Origin of the sequence: Falsihalocynthiibacter sp. SS001 (assembly GCF_042445055.1) — a bacterium.
Lineage (GTDB): Bacteria > Pseudomonadota > Alphaproteobacteria > Rhodobacterales > Rhodobacteraceae > Falsihalocynthiibacter.
In genome coordinates, this window is sequence record NZ_CP170339.1 from 944,430 (window position 1) to 969,842 (window position 25,413).

Genomic DNA, 25,413 nt, shown 5'->3' on the forward strand with positions numbered 1-25,413 from the left:
GAAACGGTCATTTCGCGAACACGAATGACGCAAAGGCCTGTATGAACGAACGCATTCTTGTTACTGGCGCAACTGGAAATGTTGGGAGCGAAGTTCTCGACGCTCTTCGATCTGCGGGGCATTTCGTTGTGGCGGGCGTTCGCGATCCGCAATCGGTGCAAGGGCCCGCGTGCCAAATCGATTTTGAAGGCGAAACTGAAATTGATGGCTCCTATCGTGCCGTATTTTTGATGCGCCCTCCGCACCTCACTGATCCAGACCTTTTTGAGCGATTTCTTGACGCTTTTCCGCGTGACACGCTCATCGTTTTCCTTTCGGTGCAGGGCGCCGAACACCAGAGCTATATCCCCCATGCCAAGATCGAGCGGGTCATTTCGGAAATGGGTTTCCCGCATGTTTTCGTTCGCCCCAGCTATTTTATGGAGAACTTAACGACGACGCTGTGGCCAGAGCTTAAGCGGAGCAATCGTATCTATTTGCCTGCTGGTGATCTAAAGCTTGATTGGGTCTCGGCCCGCGACATCACAGAAATCTGCGCAAAGGCATTGACGGGCGAAATTACATCGCAAGCAGTAACCGTCACAAGCGGTGCGTGCATGGGATTTGATGAGGTTTGCCAGAAACTGAACGGAACGCTCGGCACGACAATCCAGTATCATGCCGCTTCGCTCTTAGGGTTTGTACGGCATAGTCGTAGGCACGGGGTCGGCTGGAGCTATGTATTTGTCATGCTGATGCTGCACTTCTTGCCACGGTTTTCGCGCGACACGTCCGCGCCCGTTGATCGTGTTCACCGTCTACTCGGCAGGCCCGCGGAAACCATCGAAGAGTTCGCCAAACGCAATGCAGAGACCTTCTCTAAGCTTCCCCGATAACACCCGTTCCGCTCGCGAGAATATTACCTGATCGGAGTTGCTAATTCAGTAGGCATCCGCGACGCTGACGTGAACCAATCCAGTTGGAGGTCGCCATGCGTGCAGTAATAATTGCCGTCGCAATATGTCTAGGTTTCGGTGCCGCCAGCGCCCAGACCCTTGAAACCAGCGCGGGCAAAGTGACCGTTACGAAAATGATCGGCGGGCTAGATACGCCCTGGGCGCTCGAATTCCTGCCCGGTGGCGGGTATGTTTTTACCGAACGCGAGGGCAGTCTGTTCTTAGTGAAAGAGGGCAAGGCGACCAAGATTAAGGGCACCCCATCTGTCGTGGCGACGGGGCAGGGCGGCTTGCTAGATGTCATGATACCGCGCGATTTTGCGCAGACGCGCGAGATATTTCTAAGCTATTCCAAGAATGTATCTGGAGGTGTGGGCGCAGCTGTTGCTGTCGGAATCTTGAGTGCCGACAACACAGCGCTTACGAATGTGCGCGAAATTTTCCAGATGAACAAGGGGTCAGGCGGTGGCCGTCACTTCGGGAGTCGCATCGTAGAGGCGCGCGATGGCTCGCTTTTCGTAACGCTGGGGGAGCGCGGCGATAGGCCTGCTGCGCAAGATCTGTCGCGGCATCATGGTTCTGTGATCCGCATCCAGCGCGATGGCTCTGTTCCGCGCGATAACCCCTATGTCGGCAACGCAAATGTACTGCCTGAAATCTACTCATACGGGCATCGCAATCCTCAAGGTGCGTCACTTGATGCCGCTGGGGCGCTCTGGGTCGCGGAGCATGGCGCTCAAGGAGGGGACGAGGTTAACCGCATCAAGAAGGGCGCCAATTTTGGATGGCCCGTGATCTCATATGGTCGCCACTATTCCGGCGCGAAAATCGGTGAGGGCAGCGCGCGCGAGGGGATGGAGCAGCCCGAGCATTATTGGGATCCGTCAATCGCGCCGTCTGGACTTATGATTTATTCGGGGAAGCTCTGGCCAGAATGGAAGGGTAATTTGTTCGTGGGTAGCCTTAAGTTCGATTATATCTCTCGCCTGTCTGGCGGTGATGTCGGAGAGGTCGAGCAAATCAAAGGTGAGCAAACCGAGCGTGTCCGCGACATTGTTGAGGGCCCAGATGGGGCCATCTGGTTTATCTCTGAAGGGCAGGGTGCAATTTATCGAATAACGCCCTAGATACTCATGCGAACCACCGTACGGCCGTTACGCCAGTCCAAGCGGCAAATCCTGTAAGCGCGCCACCCCAAAGTGTGTCGACGAAGACTTGTTCATAGCTCCAATCCTTTAGTGTCGCATAGTTCGTGAATTCGTAGGTGCCATATGCCAGCAGACCAAGGAGCGCACCGCCGATAAATGCTGCGATGGGATCAGACTGTTTCAACGCGGGTACCGAAACGAACCAAAGTAACCCTGCCACATAGCCGAGATAGAACAGCGTCGCGGCCCCAATGCGGACGGGGTCGGCAAATAGATGCCCGATGTGGCGCTCAAATACGGGCCGCACGATATATTTGATTCCGAAGTAATCAATCAGCAGGAACACGGATGCCGTAATGAGGTATAGTGCAATGATTTTCATGGCTTAAGATCCTTTTAATGAAGATTGAATAGGTCGCACCAAAATCACAGTGATACCCGCGATAACCACGCCAATTACGGGCCAGTTTGAGTTCGGAACGTTTGCGACGATAATTCCGGCCAAGGCCCATACTAGCGCTGCGGGATAACCCCAGTTCTCGATTCTCGCAGACTGAACCAGCAGCGCGGCGAGGAGCACGCCAGAGATACATACCAAAGCAGCAAGATCGGGCGCCAAGACGCCATAACCGCCAAGTGTTACGCCTATGCCTGCTCCAGTGGCAGCAGTGAGCCACCCTGCATAAAGCGCGACGGGCCAGATTTGGAAGAGCGGTGCTTTGTCGCCTGCCTTAAGGAATGCGATGATCGCAAATATTGCCATGAACACGATCACAACCGTTGCCCATACAGGGCTTTCCGTTGCAATAGGGAGCCAGAATACCCCGAGCACGAGGCTTGCAAGTAGCGGTGGACGCATCTCTTTCCAGTCCTCATCATCGGCGGCCTTCAGGAGGCCATACGCTGACCCGACAATGAGCCAGAGATAAATCACACCCCAGATCGCAAATGTATATCCAGCGGGCTGAACCGGCCGCGCAACTTGTGGCAACGGAAATTGAGATGAGTCAAATCCGTCAAAGCTCGGCACGAGCCAAGGAGAGATCGCAAATAAAATGGATGCGAGCAGAACGAAAACCGCGAGCAGTTTTGACCTTTTCATCTTCAGTTTTCCTTTCTTTGCGTCAGGCGCCCAGCCAAGGGAAGCGCGGCCCAATATGGCAAAGCGCGCAGCAGCTTAAGTGCCAGAGTAAGGCGGCGAGGGAAGTGGACCTCGAAGCGCCGTTTGTTTAGTCCGCTGATGATTTCATGAGCGGCCTTCTCTGATGAGATCAATGCAGGCATTGTGAAATCGTTCCGTTTTGTGAGGCGCGTATCGACAAATCCGGGGCAAATCAGGCGCACATCGACCACGCCTTCCAGTTCCGAGCGCAGGGATTCAGCAAGGTTGATGACACCCGCCTTGGTCGCCGAATAGATCTGTCCTTGCGGCAGGCCAAAATACCCCGCCACCGATCCACAGAGGGCGAGCTGCCCGCCACGCCTAAGTACGCGCGGCGCTATTTGCGCGACGTGAAAGCTGCCAGTTAGATTGGTCGTCACGATTTCGCCAGCCTTCAGTGGATCGGCGTCTAGAACGCTTCCCGGATCGTAATTCGCCGCCAGATGGATGATGCGATCAATTGGGGCGTGCGCTGTGATTTGTTCGGCGGCTTGCTCCAGACTCTCGCGATTTGAAACATCTACTGGTATAGCAATGTGATGCGCTCCGAGTTCTGAAACTAACGTTTGAAGCTTGGACTCTGACCGCGCAGAGAGGATCAGCCGAACACCTTGTTTTGACCAGAGGCGCGCAAGTGCCGCTCCGATCCCGTCAGAAGCGCCGATAATCCAGATGGTTTCCTGCTCAGGCATGGGCAAGCTCGATCTGTACAACGTTCGTTTGTCCGACCGCGAACGAGGCCGAGCAAATCCCGAGGTAGAATTGCCAGCTACGGATATAGCTCTCGTCGTATCCTAACTTGCGAATGCGTTCTTTTGCGTCGGTGAGGCGCTCTCTCCAAATCGAGCAGGTGCGGGCGTAATCCTGCCCGAACGCGAAAGTTTCGGAGACAGTTAATCCCGCCATTCTGGCTTGTTGCGCAATGACCGCGTCCGAAAGGAGCATTCCGCCGGGAAAAGTGTACTGGCGAATGAAATCCGAGCTTTTTCTGTAGGTTGCAAAGTAATCATCCGCGACGGTGATTGCCTGAACGAGGGCCTTACCGCCTTCGGCCATACGCGTCTTGAGGGTTGCAAAATACGTCGGCCAGTAGCGCTCGCCAACGGCCTCTATCATTTCGATCGAGACAATAGCGTCGAACTTGCCGTTACTCTCGCGATAGTCCTGTAGCTGAATTTCGGCGCGCCCGTCGAGCCGCGCATCGGCATAACCCTTCTGACTGGGCGAAATGGTGATCCCGCGCACCCTGTGTCCGGCTTCTGCCGCACGTTCGGCGAACCCGCCCCAGCCGCAGCCGATTTCCAGAACGCTTTCTTGTCCGCGAACCTTGTCCAGAATGCGATCATATTTGCGGTTCTGCCCGCGGGTTAGGTCGGTATCTTCTGGGGTGAATAGGGCTGAAGAATACGTCATGCCGCCGTCTAGCCAAAGCTGGTAAAAGTTATTCCCGACATCATAATGCGCGCGAATATTTCGTGATGCGCCCCGCCGCGTGTTGGCGCGCATTAGGTGATTTACGAAGCGGTACTTAAGCCCCTGCCAGAATCCCGCATAGGCATAGCCGCTGAACTGATCGAGGTTGAGCAGGGCGACTTCGGTTAGTGCCTCAATCGATGAGGTGTCCCAAAGCCCTGCAACATAGGTTTCTCCCAATCCGATGTCACCTTTGGCGGCAATCGAGGTCACAACTGACCAATCGTGAATCTGCATATCCGCTTGCGGAGAGCCCTGACCGAAATCGAGTATTTCGCCCTCTGGCGTATGAAGTCTTAGGCTGCCGACGCTAATCTGCGCACAGGTGTCTAGGAAATCGTGTTTTACGCGTTTGCTCAGAAACAGCATTAGTTCACCTCAGTCTTGGGGGGCGCTGGGCGCGTGCGGTATGTCGCGCCCTTTAGTTTTAGGCGCAGAGCTTGCCAATAAATCAGGAAGACGGTTCGCATGGGGCCCATCGGACGGCGCAGGCTCGCGGCAAGCAGGCCTGCACTGGTCATCGGCTCTCGTTTCCCAGACAAGGTCGCGATTACGCCTTCTTTGTTATTTTTGTGCAGAATAGAAATTGCTATCCGGTCTGGCCGAATGTCGAAGGTAAAGCCGTAACTACCTTTGATTTCTTGAAACGGCGACACATGCAAAGCCTTGGGCTTGGTGATGCGTGTTTCTGATGTGATCGGGGCAAAGTCGGGGGCGTGACACAGGTATGAGTGCCGATCTTTGAACGGAGTAGAGACCTCGGCAATGACTGCGACAAGGTCATCTGCGCGATATGCCATCCAGAAACTGACGGGGTTAAAAACAAAGCCAAGGTATCTGGGCTGTGTGAGAAGAAGTATTTTTACATCGGTGTCATCCAACCCGTGCGTGCGCAGGACATTTCGCGTCCATGCCGCGCCTGTGCCATCCTTCCACGGTCCTCCATGATCCACATCATGGACAGAAGTGAGGTTGAATCGATTGCGAGAGAAAAGCGATGGCAGGGCGGCTTGTTCTTCGGCATCAATCAAGACGAAATCCACCCCATAGCAAAACTTGTGGCGTATATCTCCGCGTCGCGTATGGGTCGTGGAACCACGGATATGTTCAGGTTGGAATGTCATGCGGGTTGCTTATCCATAAGCCGTGAAATACGGGCCGCGCTGGCAAAGCCGTCCTCGTGAAAACCGTGGCGGGTATAAGCTCCTGCAAACCAAGTGTTGTTCTGCCCTTGGATGTCCATCAACTGTCGTTGCGCGGCGAGCGCAGGCGCGTCAAACACCGGATGACGGAATGTCTTTTGATCATAGATCAGCTCGTCCCGCACGGGTTCACATGGATTTAGCGATACAAAGAGCGGATCACTTTCCGGAATATTCTGTAGACGATTCATCCAGTAGGTGACGCCAATCGATGGCTCTGGGCGCGTGGTATCGGCCTTATACACCCAGCTTGACCACACCGATTTTCTGCGGGGCATCTGATTGGTGTCACGATGCAGGACCACTTGGTTGTCTTGGAACCGAATGGCCGAGAGTGCACTTTTCTCTTGGGGTGTGGGCTTATCAAGTAGGCGCAAGGCCTGATCCGAATGGCAGGCGAAAATGACCTGATCAAAGGGCGCGTGGGCCTCTCTGCCTGTGTTGATTACGCATTGATCACCATTGCGCCAGACATTTAGTACCGGAGCACCTTTGTAGAGCGCCACGCCGCGTGTCTTTAGATGCCTCTCAAGGCGCTTCACATATTCGGTGCTTCCGCCGTCCACGGTCCACCACTGATGCTGCCCCGATGTGCTTAGCAAAGCGTGGTTCCGAAAGAATTGAACAAGGGCGCGCGCAGGGAATTTGCGGATTTCGGAAGGGGAAGTAGACCAAATCGCGCCACACAGCGGCGCGAGATAAAACTGTTGGAACCATGAGCCAAGCCCCATTTCATCCATAAGCTCGCCAATCGTTAGGCTCTCGTCTTGCGCAAGACTCTCGGCGCCTGCGTTGAAACGCAGAATGTCACGGACCATCCGAATGAAGCCGGGGCGCGCAAGATTGCTCCGCTGGGCGGTCAGCGCCTTGAGGTTTTGCAGGCCATACTCAATGCGGCCATTATCAATCGATGCGCCGAAGCTCATATCGCTTTTGGCAACGGGCACATCCAGATCATGAAACATTCGGGTGAGATGCGGATAGTTCGCATAGTTGAATACGATGAATCCAGTATCGACGGGTTGGTCCCCTCGCAGCCCTGCCATCACCGTTCTGGCGTGGCCGCCAAGGCGTGGTGAAGCTTCGAAAACGCTGACCGCATGATAGGGTGCAAGCAGGTACGCCGCCGCAAGTCCGGAAATTCCGCCGCCGATAATGGCAATTCGCTGTGGCTCGATGCGTCCCGTTTGTATTGTCATGGTCACTCCAGATTACATTATCTTAAGGAGTTACGCGCCACTTTGATAAATAGATCAAAAAAAGTGATCCAGTTATTGTTGGGTTGCGTAAATTGAGTATGTTGAACACTGTACGAGAAATGGAACCAAGCTGCCTCCGCCCTCCCGAGAGGGTGAGAAAGGACTCGTTTGAAGTGACAACGCCACCGGTCGACATCTCGCCGCAGACCACATTGATGCTGGCCGTGCGCGACCAAAGAGATCGCGAAGCCTTCGCTTCCTTGTTCGATTTTTTCGCGCCGCGCCTCAAGAGTTTTGTGATGCGCTATGGTGTGCCCTCTGGTCAGGCAGAAGAGGTCGTTCAAGAGGTCATGCTGGCGGTCTGGAGCAAGGCCGAACAATTCGATCCGCACCGCGCGCAGGTCTCGAGTTGGGTTTACCAGATAGCGCGGAACAGACAGATCGACCTTCTGCGCCGCGAAAACCGCCCCATGCCGGAAGAGCTAAGAGAAGATCCAGATGTCGAGCCTGATGCAAGTCAGGTTCTGGCTGTGGATCAGGAAACGGAACACTTGAAGCGAGCGCTGTCGGCATTGAAGGCCGACCAAAGAGATATCATCGAGAAGGCATATTTTGGAGAGCTAAGTCATCAAGACCTTAGCGATCAAACTGGCCTTCCACTTGGAACCATCAAGTCTCGGATCCGCCTTGGGCTGGAGAGACTTAGACACGAATTAAAGGGAATGCGCTAATATGAACGCGATCTCCTATCATATACCTGACCATCTGCTGGCGTCATATGTCTCTGGCAGCTTGCCGCATCCTTATGCGGTGGTTGTTGCGACGCATGTTTCGATGTGCCTTGAGTGCCGTGCTGCGCTCGAAGCCCATCAAGCGGTCGGCGGCGCAATTCTAGAATCTACTCAAGAAGTGGCCCTTTCGGCTGGCCTCAAGGACAGTATTCTGGCGAAGTTGGACGCACCGATAATCGAGAAGCCTGTTCATGGTCGCACGGGCGTGTACCCCGCGCCGGTTATGCAGGAACTTGAAGGGCAACAGCCGCGCTGGAAACCCGTCGGTATGGGGGTGCGCCAATGCGTCCTTTCCGCGAGCAAACAGGGCTCTGTTCGGCTGCTTTATATTCCGGGTGGCCAAGCTGTGCCCGATCATAGTCACAACGGGTTGGAGTTGACCCTAGTGCTTCAGGGGAGCTTTTCAGACGAGGCCGGACAATTCAGAGTCGGGGATGTTGAGGTCGCCGACGATCACGTTGAACACACGCCCATCGCTGACGAAGGACCGCCGTGCATATGTTTGGCTGCAACCGACGCGCCTGTGCGCTTTACGTCTTTTCTGCCTCGGTTGGTACAACCATTTATCGGGATCTAATTTTATAAAGTGATAGATTTTCGGCAAGGTCGCTCGTTATCGGGCGGCCTTAATTTAATTAAAAAATCTCTTTATCACAGTGTTTTAACGAATTCGTGAGGTGTGTGAACCGATCACGGTTCCCGCCCGTAACAGGGATACGAACCATCACAGCCATGGGCATTTCGTCCAACAACATTTGGGAGTATCCAATGCAAAATAAATTGAAAGCTACCTTCGCCGCCGCCGCACTTAGCGTGTTTGCAACATCAGCCTCCGCAGCAAATATCGTAGAGATTGCGGTCGGCGAAGAGCGGTTCTCGACCCTTGTTGCCGCTGTACAAGCAGCAGGTCTGGCCGAGACACTTTCCGGCCCAGGACCATTCACCGTTTATGCGCCCGTAAATGACGCCTTTGCCGCGCTTCCAGAGGGCACAGTGGAAACGCTGCTCAAGCCAGAGAACAAACAGCAGCTGACCAATGTTCTTTTGTATCACGTTGATGATCGCAATCTGACCGCGAGCGAAATCCCGCAAGGCTCGAACTATTTTAAGCCGCTTCTGGCCTCCGAGCGCCTGTGTATCACTGCGGATAGCAGCGGGGTGACCATTGCCGACGGAACAGGCGAGATGGCGAATGTGGTTATCGCCGATATCAAAGCCGACAACGGTGTTATCCATGTCATCGACAAAGTGCTCCTTCCTGGAAACCGCCCGAACTGCCACTAAATTTGAACACTTTTAAACGAGTGGGCCGTTCATCCGAGCGGCCCATGTGCATTTCGGGGATGCTGGAAACAAGTTCAATGGCGTAACTAATTTTGAGCCAACCCGCGCCTTCAGCCGTATAAGTTGAAAATCAGGGGAGCATCATGGCCGAAAATACGCCAATCATCATATGGTTCCGTCGGGACTTTCGCCTCGCGGATCATCCCGCAATTACAGAGGCCGTCAGGACTGAACGCCCTATCATTCCCGTTTTCATCCTCGATCAGGTGGCCGAAAGCTACGGAGCCGCACCCAAATGGCGGCTAGGGAAGGCTATCTCGGCATTTGATGCGCGATTGCGGGAAGTCGGGGCTCGTTTGATCCTGCGCCGCGGGAATGCGCTCAAGGTTCTTCATCAGCTAGCTAAGGATACAGGTGCAAAGGATATTTGGTGGACGCGCGCCTATGATCCAGAGGCCATCGCACGTGATAAGGCGGTGAAGTCAGAGCTTACTGAGCGTGGTTTTGCCCCCAACAGTTTCTCGGGACATGCCCTGTTTGAGCCATGGACGGTTTCAACAAAGCAGGGAGGTTATTTCAAAGTCTACAGTCCGATGTGGCGCGCGGTAAAAGATCGGGATGTCCCAACGCCTGATCCCGCTCCGACGGCCCTTAGGCCGCCGAGCCACTGGCCAGAAAGCGAAAACCTATCTGATTGGGAACTCGATAAGCCTATGAACCGTGGCGCGCGGATATTGGAGCGATATGCCTGTGTTGGCGAGGCCGCCGCGCTCGCGCGGTTGGACGACTTTGTGGAACATAGGATTGATGACTACAAAGCGCGCCGCGATTATCCAGCAGAGGACGGAACCTCGAAGTTATCGGAAAATCTTGCATGGGGAGAAATCGGTCCCCGCTCGGTTTGGCACGCTGGCATGCGTGCCCATCTTGAAGGTCGCAAGGGTGCTGAGCATTTCCTCAAGGAGCTGGTGTGGCGCGAGTTTGCGTATCACTTGGTATCTCATACGCCCCGTATCACCAGCGCGAACTGGCGATCAGAGTGGGATAACTTCCCTTGGTCGAATGAGGAGGATGAGGCCGTTTTGCGCTGGAAACAGGGGCGAACGGGAATACCACTCGTCGATGCCGCAATGCGCGAGATGTATGTCACGGGTCATATGCATAATCGGGGCCGAATGATCGTGGGTTCGTTTCTGACCAAACACATGCTCAAACATTGGCGGATCGGACAGAAATGGTTTGAACAGTGCCTCATTGATTGGGACCCCGCCGCGAATGCGATGGGCTGGCAATGGGTGGCGGGCTCAGGGCCAGACGCAGCGCCATACTTCCGAATATTCAATCCGGAAACACAGGCGGGTAAATTCGACGCCGAAGAAACTTATGTCCAGAAATACATCGCTGAACTATCGCCACACCCCCCCGAAGAAGCCCGCGCGTTCTTCGATGCATGTCCGCGATCTTGGGAGTTATCACCAGATAGCGCGTATCCCGCACCGATGCTTGATCTTGGAGAGGGAAGGCGAAACGCGTTGGCGGCTTACGAGCAGAGGTAATTGCTTTTAGGGCGGTGGGCTTTTAATTCTGCTCCCGCGCACCGGCAAAAGATGCCGAGAACGCAAGAGCAGGGCAGAGATCGCTTAGCTAAACGCTCGTGATCACTCCATATCGTACTTGTAGATTGTGCCATCTTTCATGATCATGCCGAAGTTCTTCTGCGCGTCGCCGATAAGCTGCAGATCCTCCAGAGGGTTGCCATTGACCAAAATGAGATCGGCATAGGCGCCTTCCTCAACCACGCCCAGTGGGCCGAGCGGATAGGGGGTGAGCGGGCCAGAAAGCTTCAACAGCTCCGCGTTATCGCAAGTTGCCATTTTCAGCGTTTCATAGGGTGTGAACCAGCGCTCCATCTTGGCAAGAACTGCCCCCTGGCGCTTGGCTAGATCTGCACTGAAAAGCGTATCGGTCCCGAAGGCGATCTTGAGGCCAAGTTCCTTGGCTGTGCGATATACAAAATCGGTTCCATCAGTGACATATTTGTACTTGGCCTTTTGGAATTCATTAAGCGTCGGCGCATCCTCGTCATCAAGGAAAGGCTGCATGCTGAGCCATACGTCGTTGTCCTTGAACATTTGCAAGGTTTCTCGCGTTGCCATATGGGCATGTTCAACACTCTTGGCGCCGTTCTCAATAGAGTGAACAACTGCTTCGTCGTTGATCGCATGGGTTGTCACATATGTACCCCAAGCCTCGGTCGCCTCTACGGCGGCTTGGAATTCTTCGTCTGTGTACTGGACAGTGTGAATCGGATCGTAAGCAGAAGTAACGCCGCCGCCCGCCATCAGTTTGATCTGTGTCGCGCCCTGCATCAGGTTTTCACGGGTGCGTCTAAGGACTTCCGGAACGCCATCTGTGATGTAGAACATATTGCCGCGCTCAAACGAGTGCAAATCACCGGCTGCGCGCGGCACATCCGTTGTCATGCGGAAGTCCTGATGACCAGCCGTAATCGACAGTGCTGGCCCTGAGGGGAAAACACGTGGGCCATCGATAAGGCCTTGGTCTGTTGCCTTGGCGATATCGAACATCGGTCCGGCAGTATCGCGCACGGTAGTGAAGCCGCGGGACAACGCGTTGTTTTGTGCCTTGGCGGCCAGTAGGTTCCAATAACCCTCACCAGTTAACATTAATTGCCCGATTGTGGCCTCGGCGAAGACGCCGTGCCAGTGTGCGTCAATCAGGCCCGGGATCAATGTGTGCCCTTCTGCGTTGATTTCAAACGCGCCCTCGGGGGCTTCGATATTTGGGGCAATCTGCTTGATGAGTTGGCCGTTGACCAACACGTCCGCACTAATCAGCTCTTCATTACAGCCGTGGAAAACCTGCGCGCCACGAATAACGACATTCTCGAACCGCATTTTGACATTGGTGGTTTCAATATGGCCAACGACGCCCTCGGGGAGAACCGAATGGTTCGCTTCGTGCGCATAGGCCGAAATCGGCGATACAGCCAGCGTCGTGCAGAGCAGATAGCTTAGCGTTTTATGGGTCATGATGGTTTCCTCTCAGGTAGCTGTTCTAATGAATTTTAAATTCGGCGGCGATTTCCATGCTCGCCAGAACCAATGATGTTGATGCGATAGTCAGAGAAGGTTGGGGGTGGTTGAAACGGTCCCCAACCTCTAAATACCATGAATTTTCGTCTGCGAGCTTGTTTTACACCGGCTCTTGTTCACAAAGTCGCGATAACTAAAAGTTCAGCACCTTGTATCCCGCTTGAAGCGACCATTCCGCAGGCCGATCGCCACCAAATAGAAGCCCAGGCTTAATGAAAAACTGACCGTCGCCGCCAAAGGCTTTGCCCGTCATCATGCCAAGCGTCACCTGTAGGCTGCCAAAGGTGTCATCGGTTTCCCAATCATGAATGATCGCAGGGTCGAAGGTCATGTAATAACGCGGATCTTTCAGCTTTGGGACGTAGTAAAAATCAACTGTGGTTGTGTTTACGTTGACGCCCTGTGCATTGCCGCCTTCAAGCCCGAAGGTCTGTACCCAAGCGGGGGCAAAAATAGAACCATTGTCCAAAAACCAAGCATGGAACAGAGAGGTTTCACCCGCGAGCTGCCCGTACCCTGCAGCGTCTGTTTGCGCTGTGTCCATGAAGAGTTCAAACGTGAATGCCGCGCCACTCTCCTCGCTCAAATGGAATACGTCAATGTAGGTCATACTGATGTCGCCTAGCGTGAATTCAACACCGGGCGTTCCGCCATAGATCGGATTCGCGTTAAAGGGGCTGTCTGATCCTGGTACTGTTACGCGGAAAGCGCGACGGCCAGTGGAGCCAAACGGTTGGGTGTAGAAGGCTTCGAACAGGCCAGTATTCAGAGACGAGTTAATTTCGTTATATTGATACTGCATTCCGAATTGCGTGGTCAGCAATGTCGGGTTGGTGCCATTGTTGATATCCGCAAAATCCTCTTGTGCATTAGCGCCATGTGCCCCTGCGATGAGAAGCGGCAGTGCAATCGCAGCGCGTACTTTACGCCAACCACTTATTGCGCTCACTTTACTTATGCGGTTGTTGATTCTCGACATGAGTTTAACCATCTCGGCACTCCCCTAATGTTAATCTGCGCGGTTTCGCTTGCTGAGAAACTGGAATATTCGCGCGAGGTACAAGCTTAACTTCGTCAATAATAACGTTTTGTTTAGCCGCTAAGCATTCAGCTTAGCAGCGTTCTATGTTCGTTTGAAGTGGAAATGCTGGGTTTTGCCGAAGGTGTTGTCGCCCCCGAACGAACTCACCGCTGCCCTTCGCCGAGAGGCTTGAGAGGATTGGCCGCGAATAGAACCGAATTGGGTAGCAACATCGCAATAGCGAGTTAAGCTGAAGGATAGTAGAGGATTGTTTTAGGTGGAGGCGAGTACCGGAATCGAACCGGTGTACACGGATTTGCAATCCGCTGCGTCACCACTCCGCCAACTCGCCGCCGTGGTGGAGGCAAAAGCCTCTTGGGCGCTGTTTAGGGCGGATTTTCGGGCGGAGCAAGTGCTCTTTTGGTCTCGGTGGTGGAATAATCGTCTAAAGACTGTTCGCCTAAACTAAATTTGGATGTAATGCAGTAATTGTGTCTTGTGCGTGTATTGCCGAGCGTTATGAACTATGGCATGAATAGTGAAACGAAACTAGACGAACGAGTTTAGTCCATGACTGATTACAAAACCCGCCGCACGATGATGGTCGACACACAAGTTCGGCCCTCTGACGTTACGAAATTTCCGATTATCGCTGCGATGCTCGACATTGAACGCGAGGAATACGTACCTGCGGCGTTGCGTCCTGCGGCGTATCTGGACGGCAATTTGGAGCTGGGCGAGGGCCGCGTGCTCTTGGAACCGCGCACTATGGGCAAATTGCTCGATGCGCTCGATATTCATACGGATGACCTGATTTTGGATGTCGGTTGTGCGTTGGGGTATTCTGCGGCGCTTCTTGCGCGACTTGGCGGCACGGTTGTTGCTGTGGAGTCCGACGAAGCGATTGCTGAAGAGGCACAGCGCAAGCTCTCTGAAAACGGGTTTGATAACGCAGCGGTTGTTGCTGCTCCTTTGGAGCAGGGCGCGGCAAAGCACGGCCCATATGATGTTATTGTTATCGAGGGAGGGATCGAAATCCTTCCTCAAACCATCGCGAACCAACTCAAAGAAGGTGGACGCATAGCGGCTTTGTTCATGGACGGAGCACTCGGCGAAGTACGGATTGGTGTGAAACGCGGGGACAATGTTGATTGGCGCCGTGCGTTTAATGCTGCCGCTCCGGTGTTGCCAGGCTTTGAGCAAGTGGTGGAGTTTTCGCTGTAACGACGAGCGTGCCTGTGACAAGTCGGTCTTAATAAACGGGCGTTAGGTTCGGTCAGTAATTGGAGAGCAGGATGATTGGTCAGAAATTCACGAAGCTATGTGGCGTTGCTTTGGTAGCGATGATGGCTTCGACCGCGATCGCGCGGGCAGAAACTTTGGCCGATGCACTTGTTGACGCTTATAATAACAGTGGTTTGCTTGAACAAAACCGCGCACTCCTACGTGCAGCGGACGAGGATGTTGCACAGTCTGTTGCGGCTCTGCGGCCATCGCTCTCTTACCTCGCTTCTGTCGATTACGGTTATTCCGATAGCGAAGACCCAATTCGTGGCGGGTATCAGGAGGGTCTGGGCGCTGGGCTGAACCTCGTTGCGAGCATGACGCTGTATGATTTTGGTCGAAACCAGCTTGCGGTGGATGCAGCCAAGGAAACGGTTTTGGCAACGCGCGAAGGGCTGATTGGTGTCGAGCAACAAGTTTTGTTCAATGCGGTGAATGCCTATCTTAGCCTGTCGCGTGATATTGAGTTCGTGACGCTGCGCGAGAATAACTTGCGCGTCATTACACAGGAATTGCAGGCAGCGCGGGACCGTTTCGAAGTTGGTGAATCCACACGTACCGACGTTTCCAACGCCGAAGCCCGTCAAGCGGCAGCTCAATCCAGTCTGGCCGAAGCAAAAGGCGCTGTGGCCGTCTCGCGTGAGGTGTTCAGGTCGGCGATTGGTCGTTACCCCACGAGCTTGGAGCGGCCGCCAAACGCGCCGCAAACTGCGGCGTCCGTTGATGAAGCACGTCGCGTAGCGCTTATTAATCATCCCGATCTCAAGGCTGCGCAGCGGATTATCCGTGTCGCCGAGCTGAACGTTGAACGCGCAGAGCGGTTGAAATACCCTACGCTTTCGGGAACAGCACGGGCCGGATTTAACGGTGTGTTCGAAGATTTCGATTCAACCAGTGCAACTGTGTCAGTAGAGCTATCTGGTCCGATTTATCAGGGGGGTGCGCTGCCGTCCTATGCGCGGCAGGCACTAGCTCGCGTTCAGGCAGAGCGCGCCAATCTACACCTCGTTCGCCTTGCCGTTGAGCAGAATGTCGGCACCGCGTGGGCACAGCTATTGGTTTCTCAAGCAAGCTTGGAAGCGCTTAGATCACAGGTGGTTGCATCACAGGCTGCGTTTGAGAGCACACGCGAGGAAGCATCGCTTGGTGCGAAAACCACGCTGGATGTTCTGAACGCCGAGCAAGAGTTCCTCGATGCGCGCGCCAATGTAATTGCCGCGACAACTGTTCGGTATATTGCGGACTATTATTTGCTTGCTCAAATGGGGCTTCTGACGGCCTCGCATCTCAATCTAAATGTGCAGGCCTATGATCCAGAAGCGTACTATCAGGCTGTCCAAAATGCACCAGCTTCCTACAGCGCGCAGGGCAAAGCATTGGACCGTGTACTCAAAGGCTTGGGAAAACAGTAGAATTTGTGCTATCTGTTGTAGAAACTCGAGTACAAGGGTAAACTAAACAACGAGGCGATAGCAGGTATTCAATGTCAGACCCCGTCACAAATGTAGAAATTGAGGACGTCGTTTCGTCCATTAGACGCTTGTTCAAAGAAGACAAGACTGCCCCCAAAGAGGTGGCATCTGTCCAAAAGAAACAAGAAAAAACCGAAGTTGAGCAAAGCGAGCCAAGCAATGATTGCCTGATACTCACCCCAGAGTTCAGAGTTGATCGTGGGCGTAAGAACGCGGCGCCCGAATCGCAAGAGCCTGTGAGTGATAGCGAATCGGCAGCCACTGCTAAGCCATCCCATCGCCTTCACCTATCGGTGCCGGAAAAATCGGATTCGTCTGATGTCTTGGTACTTGGATCATGGCAGCGTGCAAAAGATGAGCGCGAAAGCAGTGCTGTCGATGCGATCATGGCGTCAATTGCTCGTCAGTCCTCGCTTGCGTCCACTATCGCAGAGCTTGAGGCCGCGATTTCGGATCAGGGTGGCGAGTTTGAACCAGACGGAAGCGAGACGATTGGCTCACTTCCAGAGAACGCGCCGTTGCAATGGCAGGACTCAAGTGCTCCGAAAGAAGTGAAGTCCGAAGACAAAGCCGAAATTATTGAGCTCGATGCTGAAGGCCCGCAAGAAGTCGATCCGGCGTTTATTCGTCGTCATGCAGCGCCCAAAGAGCGCGAGCAGGTGGTTGCACCGCCGCGCGTCCTTGATGAAGTCATTAAAGGTGATGCACTTGCACTTAGCAATTTGGGTCTTGATGAGGTCGCGATGCGTGATCTGGTGTCTGAAGTGATCCGTCAGGAGCTTCAGGGTGCCTTGGGTGAGCGGATCACACGCAACGTGCGCAAGCTTGTGCGTCGCGAAATTCATCGTATCGTTTCGAGCCAAGATTTCGACTAGGCTATACCTGCTCCGTAAGTCGTAGAATGTGATCCAGATCCAAATGGGTTTCAAGGTGGGCGGCCAGTTCATCAAGCGTTCGGTCAACTTCGGCTTCGTATGATTGCGGCTGTACCTTGGTACCAAGCTGTTCAAGAAATGCCGCGCAAAACGCGTCTGACGAAAAAATACCGTGCAGATAGCATCCCATCACCCGCCCGCGCGAAGCTCCTTCGGGCCGACCATTAATAGATAGCCACGGCGAGTTACAATCTTCACCTGTGGTTTGGCCGATGTGGATTTCATACCCCTCAACCGAATTTCCTGTTTCTATGTGTGTCGCCTGAACCCGCGCGAGGCGTTTTTGCGGCTTCATGTGCGTTGACACCGCCAAGTGCCCAAGGCCCTGTACCTGTGAGGGCGTCCCTTCGATGCCCTCGTCATCTATGACTTCTTGTCCGAGCATCTGATATCCGCCACAAATCCCAAGGACAGCGCCACCGCGCCGAATGTGCGCATTCAGGTCAATATCCCAGCCCTGCGCGCGAAAATAGGCAAGGTCTGCGATTGTGGATTTCGTTCCGGGAATGAGAATGAGGTCCGCATCCAGCGGGAGCGGGCGGCCCGCTTCGACGATGTCGACTGTGACTTCTGGCTCGGCCACTAGCGGATCAAGATCATCGAAGTTCGCAATACGAGAGAGGCGCGGCACCGCTATTTTGCATTGCCCACCGGCGCGGGTGGCGATGTCCATCACATCCTCGGCAGGGAGGCGCCATGCGCCCTCGAACCAAGGAACGACGCCCATTGATGGCCATTGGGTGCGCGACACGATTTCGGTAAGCCCATCGTCAAACAAAGTCGGGTCGCCACGAAATTTATTGATCGCAAATCCCTTAATACGCTCGGCGTCCGAAGGGGGGAGGACTACTTGTGTCCCAACGATCTGGGCGATGACGCCACCACGGTCAATGTCTCCAACAAGAAGTACGGGCACGTTGGCGGCCTCTGCGAAGCCCATGTTCGCTATGTCTCCTGAGCGGAGATTGATCTCAGCGGGACTGCCTGCTCCCTCGACAAGCACTAGGTCGCATGTTTGGGCTAGGCGTGTGAAGCTCCTGACGACTTCTGGCAAGAGTTGCGCTTTGGCGCGACCATAATCGCGCGCTTTCATTGTGGCGAACCGCTGTCCGCGAACAATAACCTGTGCGCCGGTATCCGTTTCAGGCTTGAGCAGCACGGGGTTCATATCAACCGTCGGCGCCGCGCGCGCCGCTAGCGCCTGTAGCGCTTGGGCGCGGCCGATCTCTCCGCCATCGACGGTGACCGCAGCATTGTTGGACATATTCTGTGGCTTGAACGGCATCACACGTAATCCGCGATTTGCGTAAGCGCGTGCAAGCCCAGCGACCAGCATGGATTTGCCGACGTTCGAGCCAGCGCCTTGGATCATAATTGCTTTGGCCAATTTCACCCCACAGATTTTAATGCCGAGGTAACACGAGCAGTGCAGGTTGACGCAAGGGCAAAACGTGTTCCGGAAATGCAAAACGCGCCCCAGAGGGCGCGCCTTGCATGAATGGTTAGCAGAGCAGCTTAAGCAGCTTCTGCTTGTTGGTTCCGGCGTTCGCTTTCTTCGCGTGAGAGCGCAACGGATGTACGTACACCGCTTGAAACGAATTCCATCAGCCCGGCAACCACGCGTTCATTCGGGTCAATACCAGCGCAGGAAAGAACCTCGCGACCATCACGTGAACGGGCCCAACGCGCGATTTGCTCTGGACCGTTGCCGTATTTCTTGTCGTCTGCAATCGCATCATCCAATGCCGCCAAAACAACAGCCGCGAAAAGCTTCCGCGAGCGATTGCCTTGTTCGTGGTTGAAAGCGGTGCCATCAACGAAATCAGCCATCTCGTCGTCCTTTATATAAACTTCACTTGCACTTTTGGGCGTTTGCCGAATATGGCGATTTTGTCGCGATTCGGTATAACCCATTTGGAATACCAGATATGCAGTCAGCACATAACTATTAATCGTTAAACGTCGATATAGTCTTCTTGTCAGCCAACCTTGGTCAATATATAGGTGCGTCAAAGTTTACATCAACCCTATGCGACGAGTTTTGATATGCCCAAAATTAACGGAAACGAAATCCGCCCTGGAAATGTGCTTGAACACAATGACGGATTGTGGGTTGCCGTGAAGGTAGATCACGTAAAGCCAGGAAAAGGCGGCGCTTTTGCGCAGGTTGAAATGAAGAACCTTCGGAATGGCAGCAAACTCAACGAACGTTTCCGCAGCGCGGACAAGGTTGAGCGCGTGCGTTTGGAGCAGAAAGATCAGCAGTTTCTATACGAAAATGACGGTATGCTGGTGTTCATGGACACGGAAACCTTCGATCAAATCGAGCTTCCTGCGGACCTTCTGGGGGATCGCCGCCCGTTCCTTCAGGATGGTATGACCGTTGTAATCGAGTTCTATGAGGAAGAAGCGCTGAACGCTCAACTCCCTCAAAAAGTTACTTGCGAGATCGTGGAGACAGAGCCAGTTGTAAAAGGCCAAACTGCTGCGAACTCATTCAAGCCAGCGATTTTGGATAACGGCGTCAAGATCATGGTGCCGCCATTCGTAGGACAGGGCGAGCATGTGGTCGTTAACACCGACACCATGGAATACTCCGAACGCGCCTAAGGGTAGGTGATAGTCGCGCCATCGGCCTCCATTTGGCCGGTTGCGCGGTCAAAGCGCAAATACGCAATCGCGCGCCCCTCGGCCTGTGAGTAAAGAGTTCCAACAGCTTTTCCCTCACTTGTAATTGGCGTTCCAATCTCTGCGCTACCATTCATGCTGACTGTCGCGAGTCCTTTGCGAAGTTCCGTTTTGTGCTTCATCCGCGCCGTAACCTCTTGGCCGACATAGCACCCCTTTTTGAAATCAACGCCGTTCAGTCGCTCAAATCCTGCTTCAAGGATGTAGGTGTCCAGAGTGAGTTCGATACCCGTTTCTGGAACGCAATGCGCCACGCGCAGTGCCGTCATATCCGGAATATCTTCTGATCCTTCGCCATAGCACCGCCAGCCTAAAGCTGGATTACGGGGATCTGCGAACGCTCCCTCTGGAGTATCGCCGAGGCCACAAGATACCGCTAGGTCGGATGCCGCAATCGACACATCTGCGCGTAGCTTGTACATCGTGAGGCGCTGCGCGAGCGCATCTGCGAGTGTGGCGCTAACATCCAGAAGTATATCGTTTTCACGCCGCAACAGGAAGAAATCGGCGATGTATTTCCCCTGTGGCGTCAAGAGTGCTGCATAAACAAGCCCGCTCCGCGTAACATCATTGGTCACGAGCCCTTGAAGGAAATCGACGCGGTCAGCGCCAGAAAACGTGAAAATCTTGCGAGTGTGTTGCGTCATATTCCGCTCCTCTTTTGCAGCAGGACTTAATATAGATGGAAAGTGCGCGGGTTACAGCGCCAAATACATAGAAACGAACCGAAAATGCGCGCACCTCTCACGATTGTTATTCCCATTTTGAACGCTCAGGAGGAGCTTGGCGATACGCTTTCCTCGTTGATGGAGGGATTGCATGCGGGGCTTATTCGCGAGCTGATCGTATCTGACGGTGGTTCGGATGACGATACGCTCGAGATCGCGCGGATGGCGGGTGCCGAAATTATCGAAGGGCCAAAAGGCCGCGGCGGACAGTTAATGCGTGGCGCGGAACGAGCATCGGGAGAATGGCTTCTGTTTCTTCATGCAGATACGCATTTGAGGCAGGGTTGGAGCGATGATGTCGCGCGATTTATTTCGCACGAGGAATACGCAGGTTACGGTCGGCTTGAGTTTCGTGATGCGGGGCTGTGGGGCACGGTGATTGCCGGTGGCGCGAACTTTCGGTCGCGGCTGTTTGGATTGCCATATGGCGATCAAGGGTTGCTTATTTCGCGTTCATTATATGCGCAAATCGGTGGCTATCGCGATATTCCATTGATGGAGGACGTGGCGATTGCCAAGCTCCTCAAGCGTCGTCTTAAGCCATGTGGTTTCACAGCAAGGACGAGCGCCGCCCGATATCAGCAGGCGGGGTATATTCGTCGCGTTTTGCATAATTGGGTGCTGCTCGGGCGATATAAATTGGGCGCCGATCCGCAAACTCTAGCGGATAGTTACCGCAAATAGCGGATCACTCGCTTTCCTCTGGTGACTCGAACTGAAGCGCATAGAGGGCGGCATAAGCGCCATCCTTAGCAAGCAGTTCGTCGTGTGTGCCTTCTTCGACGACGCGGCCCTGATCCATCACGACAATCTTGTGCGCATTACGAACTGTTGAAAGACGGTGCGCGATCACAATTGTTGTACGATCTTTGGCAAGCTCCTCAAGCGCCTCCTGAACCAATACCTCAGAGCGGGCATCAAGCGCCGATGTTGCCTCATCAAGCAACAGGATTGGAGAGCGTCGCAATAGGGCGCGTGCAATGGCAATCCTTTGACGCTGCCCGCCAGATAGGTTGGTGCCGCGCGGCCCAGCGGGTGAGTCCATGCCAAGGGGCATCTTTTCGAGGAAATCGGTGACATGGGCAGCGTCCAGAGCGGCCTGAAGATCTTCTTCAGAGATGCCTTTCTGTCCCATTAGGATGTTGTCGCGGAGTGTCTCGTCAAACAAGAGCGAGTCTTGTGAAACCACAGAAAACGCGGTGCGTAAAGTCGCGAGATCAAAGCTATCTACGCGCTTGCCGCCGACCAGAACGTCGCCGCTATCAGGTTCAATCAGACGTGTCAGAAGATTGAAAACGGTGCTTTTCCCCGCGCCAGAGGCACCAACCAGCGCGGTAGTTTCGCCCGCTTTGGCTAGGAAGCTGGTGCCGCGCAATACGGGCGTGTCGTCATAGTTGAACGAAACAGCGTCGAGCTCAATATCGCCATTAAAGCTAGAGGTATCGGTGCTGGCATCACCCTTATTAACAATGGTCGGCTTTTCATCGAACAGCCGATAGAGGCGCTCAAGGCTCGCGGCGGCAACGTGCCATGTACCCGCAACTGATCCAAGCCGACGCATCGGTTGAAAACAGAGCGCCATCGCCGAGAAAAAGCTCATGAACTGGCCAACCGTTTTGTCGCCCGAGATAATGTCTTGTCCGCCCACAATGAGCACGCCGAGAAAACCAAAGCCCGAAATGACATCAATCATCGAGGGGATCATTGCGCGACCCGCTGCGGTGCGGATTTCCGCGGAAACGATGCGCTTGATGATACCGTCAAAACGGCTCTGTTGATACGTTTCCATGATGTTGAGTTTGATCGGGTTGATGCCGTGGAAAACCTCGTCCAACTGCGTTGATCGCAAACTTGCCTGCGCCCGAAGGCCCATGGTTTTCTTGCGGATATAGCGTTGAAGAACGAGCATCGGCAAAAGCAGGAGCGGGATGCCGCCAACTGCGATAACGGTCCAGAGCCAGTCAACCTTTACGGCTACAAAGAGCAATGCGACAAGCGAGATGATGTCACGTCCGACGCCTGAAATGACAACACCCCAAACCCCCTGAACCGCCAGCGTATCGCCTTGAACACGTTCCATCAGACCGCCGGGGGCGTTCTTTTGAAAGAACTGGCTGTCGAGCGTCATGAGATGCCCGAGCAGGTCCTTCTGCATATTCGTCGATGTGCGTTGCGCCACCGTTGTCAGGATCGTTTTCTGCGCAAGGTTGCTTGCTGCACGCGCGAGGAATAGGCCCACGATGATCGCTCCAACGCGCCAGATCGCAGCGGATTCGCCACTGATGAAAACATCATCGAACATCGGCTGAAGCATATAAGAAAGAAGTCCGAGCGAGCCGCCCTCAATAACCATAAAGAAGAACGCGATGCACATGAGGCCCGAGTATCTCTTTAGATAATCGTTCCACAAACGCCCAAATAGATGGCGCGATGTATAGATTTCGTCTGTTAGGGGATCGCTGGAACTTACTTGAGGGGAAACGGGCAAAATAGCCTCTCCTTCGCGGGAAAAGTGGCTAAATACCTAACGATGAAATCCCAGTGTTGCAAGTGACGGTCGGAGCGATTGACGCCCCTCAATTTCGCGCGTAATCGAATTGGGAACGAATTTCTCAACGGAGTTGACTATGAGCCTCGCCAATGGCCGCCGCTACCTTGCTATCCCTGGTCCTTCGGTCATGCCTGACCGTGTGCTTCAGGCCATGCAGCAGGCAGCTCCGAACATCTATACTGGCCCATTGATTGATCTGACGGCGAGCTTGATTCCGGACCTCAAGACCGTGGCGGGGACAAAACACCGCGCGGCGATCTACATCGCAAATGGTCACGGTATTTGGGAGGCTGCTCTTTCGAACACGCTTTCACGCGGCGACAAGGTTCTGGTGTTGGCGACGGGGCGCTTTGGGATTGGTTGGGGCGAGATGGCCGCTGCTGTGGGCATCCAAACCGAAGTGCTTGATTTCGGGCTTCATTCGACGCTCGACCTCGATCGTGTGAAGGCAGCACTCATCGCTGATACAGCGCATGAAATCAAAGCGATCACGACCGTTCATGTCGATACATCGACGTCGTTCCGCAATGATATCAAAGCGCTAAGAGAGGCTATCGATGCTACGGGCCACCCCGCTTTGTTGATGGTCGACTGTATCGCCTCGCTTGGTTGTGACGAGTTTCAGATGGACGCTTGGGGTGTTGATGTAATGATCTCCGCCAGCCAAAAGGGGCTGATGACTCCGCCGGGGATTGGATTTGTATTCTATAATCCCAAAGCAGAAGAGGCGCGCGCCAAAGTCGATGTCGTGTCGAAGTATTGGGATTGGACGCCACGCGGTAACCCCCAAGAGTACTATGAGTATTTCGGCGGTACGGCACCAACGCATCACCTTTTTGCCCTGCGCGAAGCGCTGAATATGCTGGTTCACGAGGAAGGTCTCGCGAATGTTTATCGCCGTCATGCGACTCTGGCCAAAGCCATTTGGGCCGCGTTGGATGCTTGGGGAGTCGGTAGCTCGATTGAGATGAACGTAAAGGACCCCGCTCTTCGTAGCCATGCGGTCACGTCCGTGAAAATCGAAGCCCCATTGGGAACGGCGTTGCGGGATTACCTGAGTGAAAACTTGGGTGTTACGTTGGGCATCGGGCTAGGAATGGCCGCAGGTGGTACACCAGAATGGCACGGATATTTCCGTATCGGACACATGGGCCACGTGAACGCGCATATGGTTCTGGGAACGCTGGCATGTATTGATGCCGGACTAAAGGCGCTTGATATTCCGCACGGCGATGGTGCTCTAGATGCCGCAACGCGCGTGATCGCTCAGGCCTAAGTGCGCGCAGCCTTAAGCGCAAGCGGGAGGGCCTTCGCAAACAGCGCAACGTCGTCCTGCGGCGCAGTTGAAATGCGAATACAGCGATCCTGTGGCGCAACGAAGGGCATCCGCACAAAGATGTCGCGCGCAAGCAATTCGGCCAACACCCGACGCGCAAAATCGCCGTCCTGACCACAATCGATGGTGACGAAATTCGTAGCAGACGGAATGGCCTCAAGCCCATTCGCACGCGCTATTTCGTAAATTGTCTCGCGCGCAGTACTCACGTTATCGAGTGTCTCGCGCAGGTATTCCTCGTCCTTGAGGGCGGCGAGGGCTCCGTCTTGCGAGATACGTGACAGGCCAAAGTGGTTTCGGATTTTGTGGAAGTTCTCGATGATATCTGCATGACCGATTGCATACCCGATACGCGCGCCCGCCATACCGTAGGCCTTTGAAAAGGTGCGCATTCTGATGACTTGCAGGTTAGTTACGTCAATGGCCGGCGCAGTTCCGTGCGGCGCAAATTCAATGTAGGCTTCGTCGAGAATAAGAAGGCAGCCCTCAGGAAGCGCCTCAATCATCTCTATGATCATCTCGTCATAGTGCCACGTGCCCATCGGGTTGTCGGGATTGGCGATATAGACGATCTTGGCCCCGACTTCGTGGGCTTTGGCGGCTAAGGCCTTGGGGTCTTCGTGGTCGCCCATATACGGCACCGCTTCGATTTTCCCACCAAATCCTGCGACGTGATAATTCAGCGTGGGATAAGCCCCCGCAGAGGTCACAACGATATCATCTTGCTCAACAAACAATCGCACCGCATAGCCGAGAAGGCCGTCGATCCCCTCACCAACAAGGATGTTGTCAGGCGCAACTCCGTGCTTGTCGGCGAGCGCATGGCGGAGGTCATGGCTCTGTGCATCGCCATACATCCAAACTTCGCTCGCCGCTTTTTCCATCGCGTGGATGGCTCGTGGCGAAGGACCAAAGACGCTCTCGTTCGCTCCTAAACGCGCCGCAAATTTCTTGCCGCGCGCCCGTTCCTGAGTTTCTGGCCCGACAAATGGGACTGATGCAGGAAGGGATTGGGCGAGGCGGGTTGTTTGCGGAGCTTTCATTGAACGTCCTCTATCGTTGTAGCGGGACCGTCGGAACGGCCCCTG

General features: G+C 54.3%; 25 protein-coding genes and 1 tRNA gene. 12 read left to right on the forward strand and 14 right to left on the reverse strand.

What is annotated here, in order from left to right:
• Positions 1–41 precede the first annotated feature (41 nt).
• The gene (locus tag ACFE33_RS04670; RefSeq protein WP_380057580.1) at positions 42–875 is read left to right on the forward strand and encodes an NmrA family NAD(P)-binding protein; all 834 of its coding nucleotides are present in this window, start codon (positions 42–44) and stop codon (positions 873–875) included.
• A gap of 95 nt (positions 876–970) precedes the next feature.
• The gene (locus tag ACFE33_RS04675; protein ID WP_380057582.1) at positions 971–2,062 is read left to right on the forward strand and encodes a PQQ-dependent sugar dehydrogenase; all 1,092 of its coding nucleotides are present in this window, start codon (positions 971–973) and stop codon (positions 2,060–2,062) included.
• Positions 2,063–2,066: 4 nt separating this feature from the next.
• Here ACFE33_RS04675 and ACFE33_RS04680 read toward each other — a convergent pair whose 3' ends face one another.
• From ACFE33_RS04680 to ACFE33_RS04705, 6 genes are read right to left on the reverse strand one after another with little or no spacing between them, the layout of a single operon-like run.
• Positions 2,067–2,465, reverse strand: coding sequence for a DUF2177 family protein (locus ACFE33_RS04680; RefSeq protein ID WP_380057584.1), 399 nt, complete (start codon positions 2,463–2,465; stop codon positions 2,067–2,069).
• A gap of 3 nt (positions 2,466–2,468) precedes the next feature.
• Positions 2,469–3,185, reverse strand: coding sequence for a hypothetical protein (locus ACFE33_RS04685; RefSeq protein WP_380057586.1), 717 nt, complete (start codon positions 3,183–3,185; stop codon positions 2,469–2,471).
• Positions 3,186–3,187: 2 nt separating this feature from the next.
• Complete coding sequence (locus ACFE33_RS04690; protein ID WP_380057589.1) at positions 3,188–3,937, reverse strand: SDR family NAD(P)-dependent oxidoreductase; 750 nt, start codon at positions 3,935–3,937, stop codon at positions 3,188–3,190.
• A complete protein-coding gene (locus ACFE33_RS04695) occupies positions 3,930–5,087 on the reverse strand; it encodes a class I SAM-dependent methyltransferase (protein ID WP_380057592.1) in 1,158 nt (385 codons plus the stop codon). Before ACFE33_RS04695 ends, ACFE33_RS04690 begins: the two co-directional genes overlap by 8 nt.
• Positions 5,087–5,842 (reverse strand): DUF1365 domain-containing protein, encoded by a 756-nt coding sequence (locus ACFE33_RS04700; RefSeq protein WP_380057594.1) that lies wholly within the window; start codon positions 5,840–5,842, stop codon positions 5,087–5,089. Before ACFE33_RS04700 ends, ACFE33_RS04695 begins: the two co-directional genes overlap by 1 nt.
• Positions 5,839–7,119, reverse strand: a complete 1,281-nt coding sequence (locus ACFE33_RS04705) for an NAD(P)/FAD-dependent oxidoreductase (protein WP_380057596.1) — start codon at positions 7,117–7,119, stop codon at positions 5,839–5,841. Before ACFE33_RS04705 ends, ACFE33_RS04700 begins: the two co-directional genes overlap by 4 nt.
• 173 nt (positions 7,120–7,292) lie before the next feature.
• Between ACFE33_RS04705 and ACFE33_RS04710 the strand changes: the two genes are divergently transcribed.
• The 4 genes from ACFE33_RS04710 (at position 7,293) to ACFE33_RS04725 (ending at position 10,750) form a co-directional block, all read left to right on the forward strand.
• A complete protein-coding gene (locus ACFE33_RS04710) occupies positions 7,293–7,850 on the forward strand; it encodes a sigma-70 family RNA polymerase sigma factor (protein WP_380057599.1) in 558 nt (185 codons plus the stop codon).
• A gap of 1 nt (position 7,851) precedes the next feature.
• The gene (locus tag ACFE33_RS04715) at positions 7,852–8,487 is read left to right on the forward strand and encodes a ChrR family anti-sigma-E factor (protein ID WP_380057601.1); all 636 of its coding nucleotides are present in this window, start codon (positions 7,852–7,854) and stop codon (positions 8,485–8,487) included.
• Between the two features lie 191 nt (positions 8,488–8,678).
• A complete protein-coding gene (locus tag ACFE33_RS04720; RefSeq protein WP_380057603.1) occupies positions 8,679–9,194 on the forward strand; it encodes a fasciclin domain-containing protein in 516 nt (171 codons plus the stop codon).
• A 143-nt stretch (positions 9,195–9,337) separates the two neighbouring features.
• Positions 9,338–10,750, forward strand: a complete 1,413-nt coding sequence (locus tag ACFE33_RS04725; protein WP_380057606.1) for a cryptochrome/photolyase family protein — start codon at positions 9,338–9,340, stop codon at positions 10,748–10,750.
• 102 nt (positions 10,751–10,852) lie between these two features.
• Here the strand turns inward: ACFE33_RS04725 and ACFE33_RS04730 are convergent, their stop codons facing one another.
• The 3 genes from ACFE33_RS04730 to ACFE33_RS04740 all read right to left on the reverse strand — a co-directional run bounded on the left by ACFE33_RS04730 (position 10,853) and on the right by ACFE33_RS04740 (position 13,683).
• Entirely contained in the window at positions 10,853–12,247 is a 1,395-nt protein-coding gene (locus ACFE33_RS04730; RefSeq protein WP_380057608.1) for an amidohydrolase family protein, read from the reverse strand.
• Positions 12,248–12,443: 196 nt separating this feature from the next.
• Complete coding sequence (locus ACFE33_RS04735) at positions 12,444–13,301, reverse strand: hypothetical protein (protein ID WP_380057610.1); 858 nt, start codon at positions 13,299–13,301, stop codon at positions 12,444–12,446.
• A 308-nt stretch (positions 13,302–13,609) separates the two neighbouring features.
• Positions 13,610–13,683, reverse strand: a tRNA-Cys gene (locus ACFE33_RS04740).
• Positions 13,684–13,901: 218 nt separating this feature from the next.
• On the opposite strand from ACFE33_RS04740, the gene ACFE33_RS04745 reads away from it, so the two are divergent.
• The 3 genes from ACFE33_RS04745 (at position 13,902) to ACFE33_RS04755 (ending at position 16,962) form a co-directional block, all read left to right on the forward strand.
• Positions 13,902–14,555 carry a protein-L-isoaspartate O-methyltransferase gene (locus ACFE33_RS04745; protein WP_380057613.1) on the forward strand — a complete coding sequence of 218 codons (654 nt, stop codon included), beginning with the start codon at positions 13,902–13,904 and terminating at the stop codon, positions 14,553–14,555.
• A gap of 71 nt (positions 14,556–14,626) precedes the next feature.
• Positions 14,627–16,027 (forward strand): TolC family outer membrane protein, encoded by a 1,401-nt coding sequence (locus ACFE33_RS04750; RefSeq protein ID WP_380057614.1) that lies wholly within the window; start codon positions 14,627–14,629, stop codon positions 16,025–16,027.
• A gap of 71 nt (positions 16,028–16,098) precedes the next feature.
• Entirely contained in the window at positions 16,099–16,962 is an 864-nt protein-coding gene (locus ACFE33_RS04755; RefSeq protein ID WP_380057617.1) for a hypothetical protein, read from the forward strand.
• 1 nt (position 16,963) lies between these two features.
• Here ACFE33_RS04755 and ACFE33_RS04760 read toward each other — a convergent pair whose 3' ends face one another.
• A complete protein-coding gene (locus ACFE33_RS04760; protein ID WP_380057620.1) occupies positions 16,964–18,409 on the reverse strand; it encodes a cobyric acid synthase in 1,446 nt (481 codons plus the stop codon).
• A gap of 128 nt (positions 18,410–18,537) precedes the next feature.
• Complete coding sequence (locus ACFE33_RS04765) at positions 18,538–18,852, reverse strand: DUF6280 family protein (RefSeq protein ID WP_380057623.1); 315 nt, start codon at positions 18,850–18,852, stop codon at positions 18,538–18,540.
• 216 nt (positions 18,853–19,068) lie between these two features.
• Here ACFE33_RS04765 and efp point away from each other — a divergent pair, with 216 nt between their 5' ends.
• On the forward strand, positions 19,069–19,632 hold the full coding sequence (efp, locus tag ACFE33_RS04770; protein WP_380057626.1) for an elongation factor P: 564 nt from the start codon (positions 19,069–19,071) through the stop codon (positions 19,630–19,632).
• Here efp and ACFE33_RS04775 read toward each other — a convergent pair.
• Positions 19,629–20,357 carry a YgfZ/GcvT domain-containing protein gene (locus ACFE33_RS04775; protein ID WP_380057629.1) on the reverse strand — a complete coding sequence of 243 codons (729 nt, stop codon included), beginning with the start codon at positions 20,355–20,357 and terminating at the stop codon, positions 19,629–19,631. The two genes, efp and ACFE33_RS04775, sit on opposite strands and share 4 nt — an antisense overlap.
• Positions 20,358–20,441: 84 nt before the next feature.
• On the opposite strand from ACFE33_RS04775, the gene ACFE33_RS04780 reads away from it, so the two are divergent.
• The gene (locus tag ACFE33_RS04780; RefSeq protein WP_380057631.1) at positions 20,442–21,122 is read left to right on the forward strand and encodes a TIGR04283 family arsenosugar biosynthesis glycosyltransferase; all 681 of its coding nucleotides are present in this window, start codon (positions 20,442–20,444) and stop codon (positions 21,120–21,122) included.
• Positions 21,123–21,126: 4 nt separating this feature from the next.
• On the opposite strand, the gene ACFE33_RS04785 is transcribed toward ACFE33_RS04780, so the two are convergent.
• Positions 21,127–22,926, reverse strand: a complete 1,800-nt coding sequence (locus ACFE33_RS04785; RefSeq protein ID WP_380057634.1) for an ABC transporter ATP-binding protein — start codon at positions 22,924–22,926, stop codon at positions 21,127–21,129.
• 139 nt (positions 22,927–23,065) lie between these two features.
• On the opposite strand from ACFE33_RS04785, the gene ACFE33_RS04790 reads away from it, so the two are divergent.
• Positions 23,066–24,265 carry a pyridoxal-phosphate-dependent aminotransferase family protein gene (locus tag ACFE33_RS04790; RefSeq protein ID WP_380057637.1) on the forward strand — a complete coding sequence of 400 codons (1,200 nt, stop codon included), beginning with the start codon at positions 23,066–23,068 and terminating at the stop codon, positions 24,263–24,265.
• Here the strand turns inward: ACFE33_RS04790 and ACFE33_RS04795 are convergent.
• Positions 24,262–25,368, reverse strand: a complete 1,107-nt coding sequence (locus tag ACFE33_RS04795) for a pyridoxal phosphate-dependent aminotransferase (protein WP_380057640.1) — start codon at positions 25,366–25,368, stop codon at positions 24,262–24,264. The genes ACFE33_RS04790 and ACFE33_RS04795 overlap by 4 nt on opposite strands.
• Positions 25,369–25,413: the final 45 nt, after the last annotated feature.

Bases quoted from the DNA above. Each gene is read 5' to 3' on its own strand.
- ACFE33_RS04670 (WP_380057580.1), top strand. From the start codon at position 42: ATGAACGAACGCATTCTTGTTACTGGCGCAACTGGAAATGTTGGGAGC.
- ACFE33_RS04675 (WP_380057582.1), top strand. From the start codon at position 971: ATGCGTGCAGTAATAATTGCCGTCGCAATATGTCTAGGTTTCGGTGCC.
- ACFE33_RS04680 (WP_380057584.1), bottom strand. From the start codon at position 2,465: ATGAAAATCATTGCACTATACCTCATTACGGCATCCGTGTTCCTGCTG.
- ACFE33_RS04685 (WP_380057586.1), bottom strand. From the start codon at position 3,185: ATGAAAAGGTCAAAACTGCTCGCGGTTTTCGTTCTGCTCGCATCCATT.
- ACFE33_RS04690 (WP_380057589.1), bottom strand. From the start codon at position 3,937: ATGCCTGAGCAGGAAACCATCTGGATTATCGGCGCTTCTGACGGGATC.
- ACFE33_RS04695 (WP_380057592.1), bottom strand. From the start codon at position 5,087: ATGCTGTTTCTGAGCAAACGCGTAAAACACGATTTCCTAGACACCTGT.
- ACFE33_RS04700 (WP_380057594.1), bottom strand. From the start codon at position 5,842: ATGACATTCCAACCTGAACATATCCGTGGTTCCACGACCCATACGCGA.
- ACFE33_RS04705 (WP_380057596.1), bottom strand. From the start codon at position 7,119: ATGACAATACAAACGGGACGCATCGAGCCACAGCGAATTGCCATTATC.
- ACFE33_RS04715 (WP_380057601.1), top strand. From the start codon at position 7,852: ATGAACGCGATCTCCTATCATATACCTGACCATCTGCTGGCGTCATAT.
- ACFE33_RS04720 (WP_380057603.1), top strand. From the start codon at position 8,679: ATGCAAAATAAATTGAAAGCTACCTTCGCCGCCGCCGCACTTAGCGTG.
- ACFE33_RS04725 (WP_380057606.1), top strand. From the start codon at position 9,338: ATGGCCGAAAATACGCCAATCATCATATGGTTCCGTCGGGACTTTCGC.
- ACFE33_RS04730 (WP_380057608.1), bottom strand. From the start codon at position 12,247: ATGACCCATAAAACGCTAAGCTATCTGCTCTGCACGACGCTGGCTGTA.
- ACFE33_RS04735 (WP_380057610.1), bottom strand. From the start codon at position 13,301: ATGGTTAAACTCATGTCGAGAATCAACAACCGCATAAGTAAAGTGAGC.
- ACFE33_RS04745 (WP_380057613.1), top strand. From the start codon at position 13,902: ATGACTGATTACAAAACCCGCCGCACGATGATGGTCGACACACAAGTT.
- ACFE33_RS04750 (WP_380057614.1), top strand. From the start codon at position 14,627: ATGATTGGTCAGAAATTCACGAAGCTATGTGGCGTTGCTTTGGTAGCG.
- ACFE33_RS04755 (WP_380057617.1), top strand. From the start codon at position 16,099: ATGTCAGACCCCGTCACAAATGTAGAAATTGAGGACGTCGTTTCGTCC.
- ACFE33_RS04765 (WP_380057623.1), bottom strand. From the start codon at position 18,852: ATGGCTGATTTCGTTGATGGCACCGCTTTCAACCACGAACAAGGCAAT.
- efp (WP_380057626.1), top strand. From the start codon at position 19,069: ATGCCCAAAATTAACGGAAACGAAATCCGCCCTGGAAATGTGCTTGAA.
- ACFE33_RS04775 (WP_380057629.1), bottom strand. From the start codon at position 20,357: ATGACGCAACACACTCGCAAGATTTTCACGTTTTCTGGCGCTGACCGC.
- ACFE33_RS04780 (WP_380057631.1), top strand. From the start codon at position 20,442: ATGCGCGCACCTCTCACGATTGTTATTCCCATTTTGAACGCTCAGGAG.
- ACFE33_RS04790 (WP_380057637.1), top strand. From the start codon at position 23,066: ATGAGCCTCGCCAATGGCCGCCGCTACCTTGCTATCCCTGGTCCTTCG.
- ACFE33_RS04795 (WP_380057640.1), bottom strand. From the start codon at position 25,368: ATGAAAGCTCCGCAAACAACCCGCCTCGCCCAATCCCTTCCTGCATCA.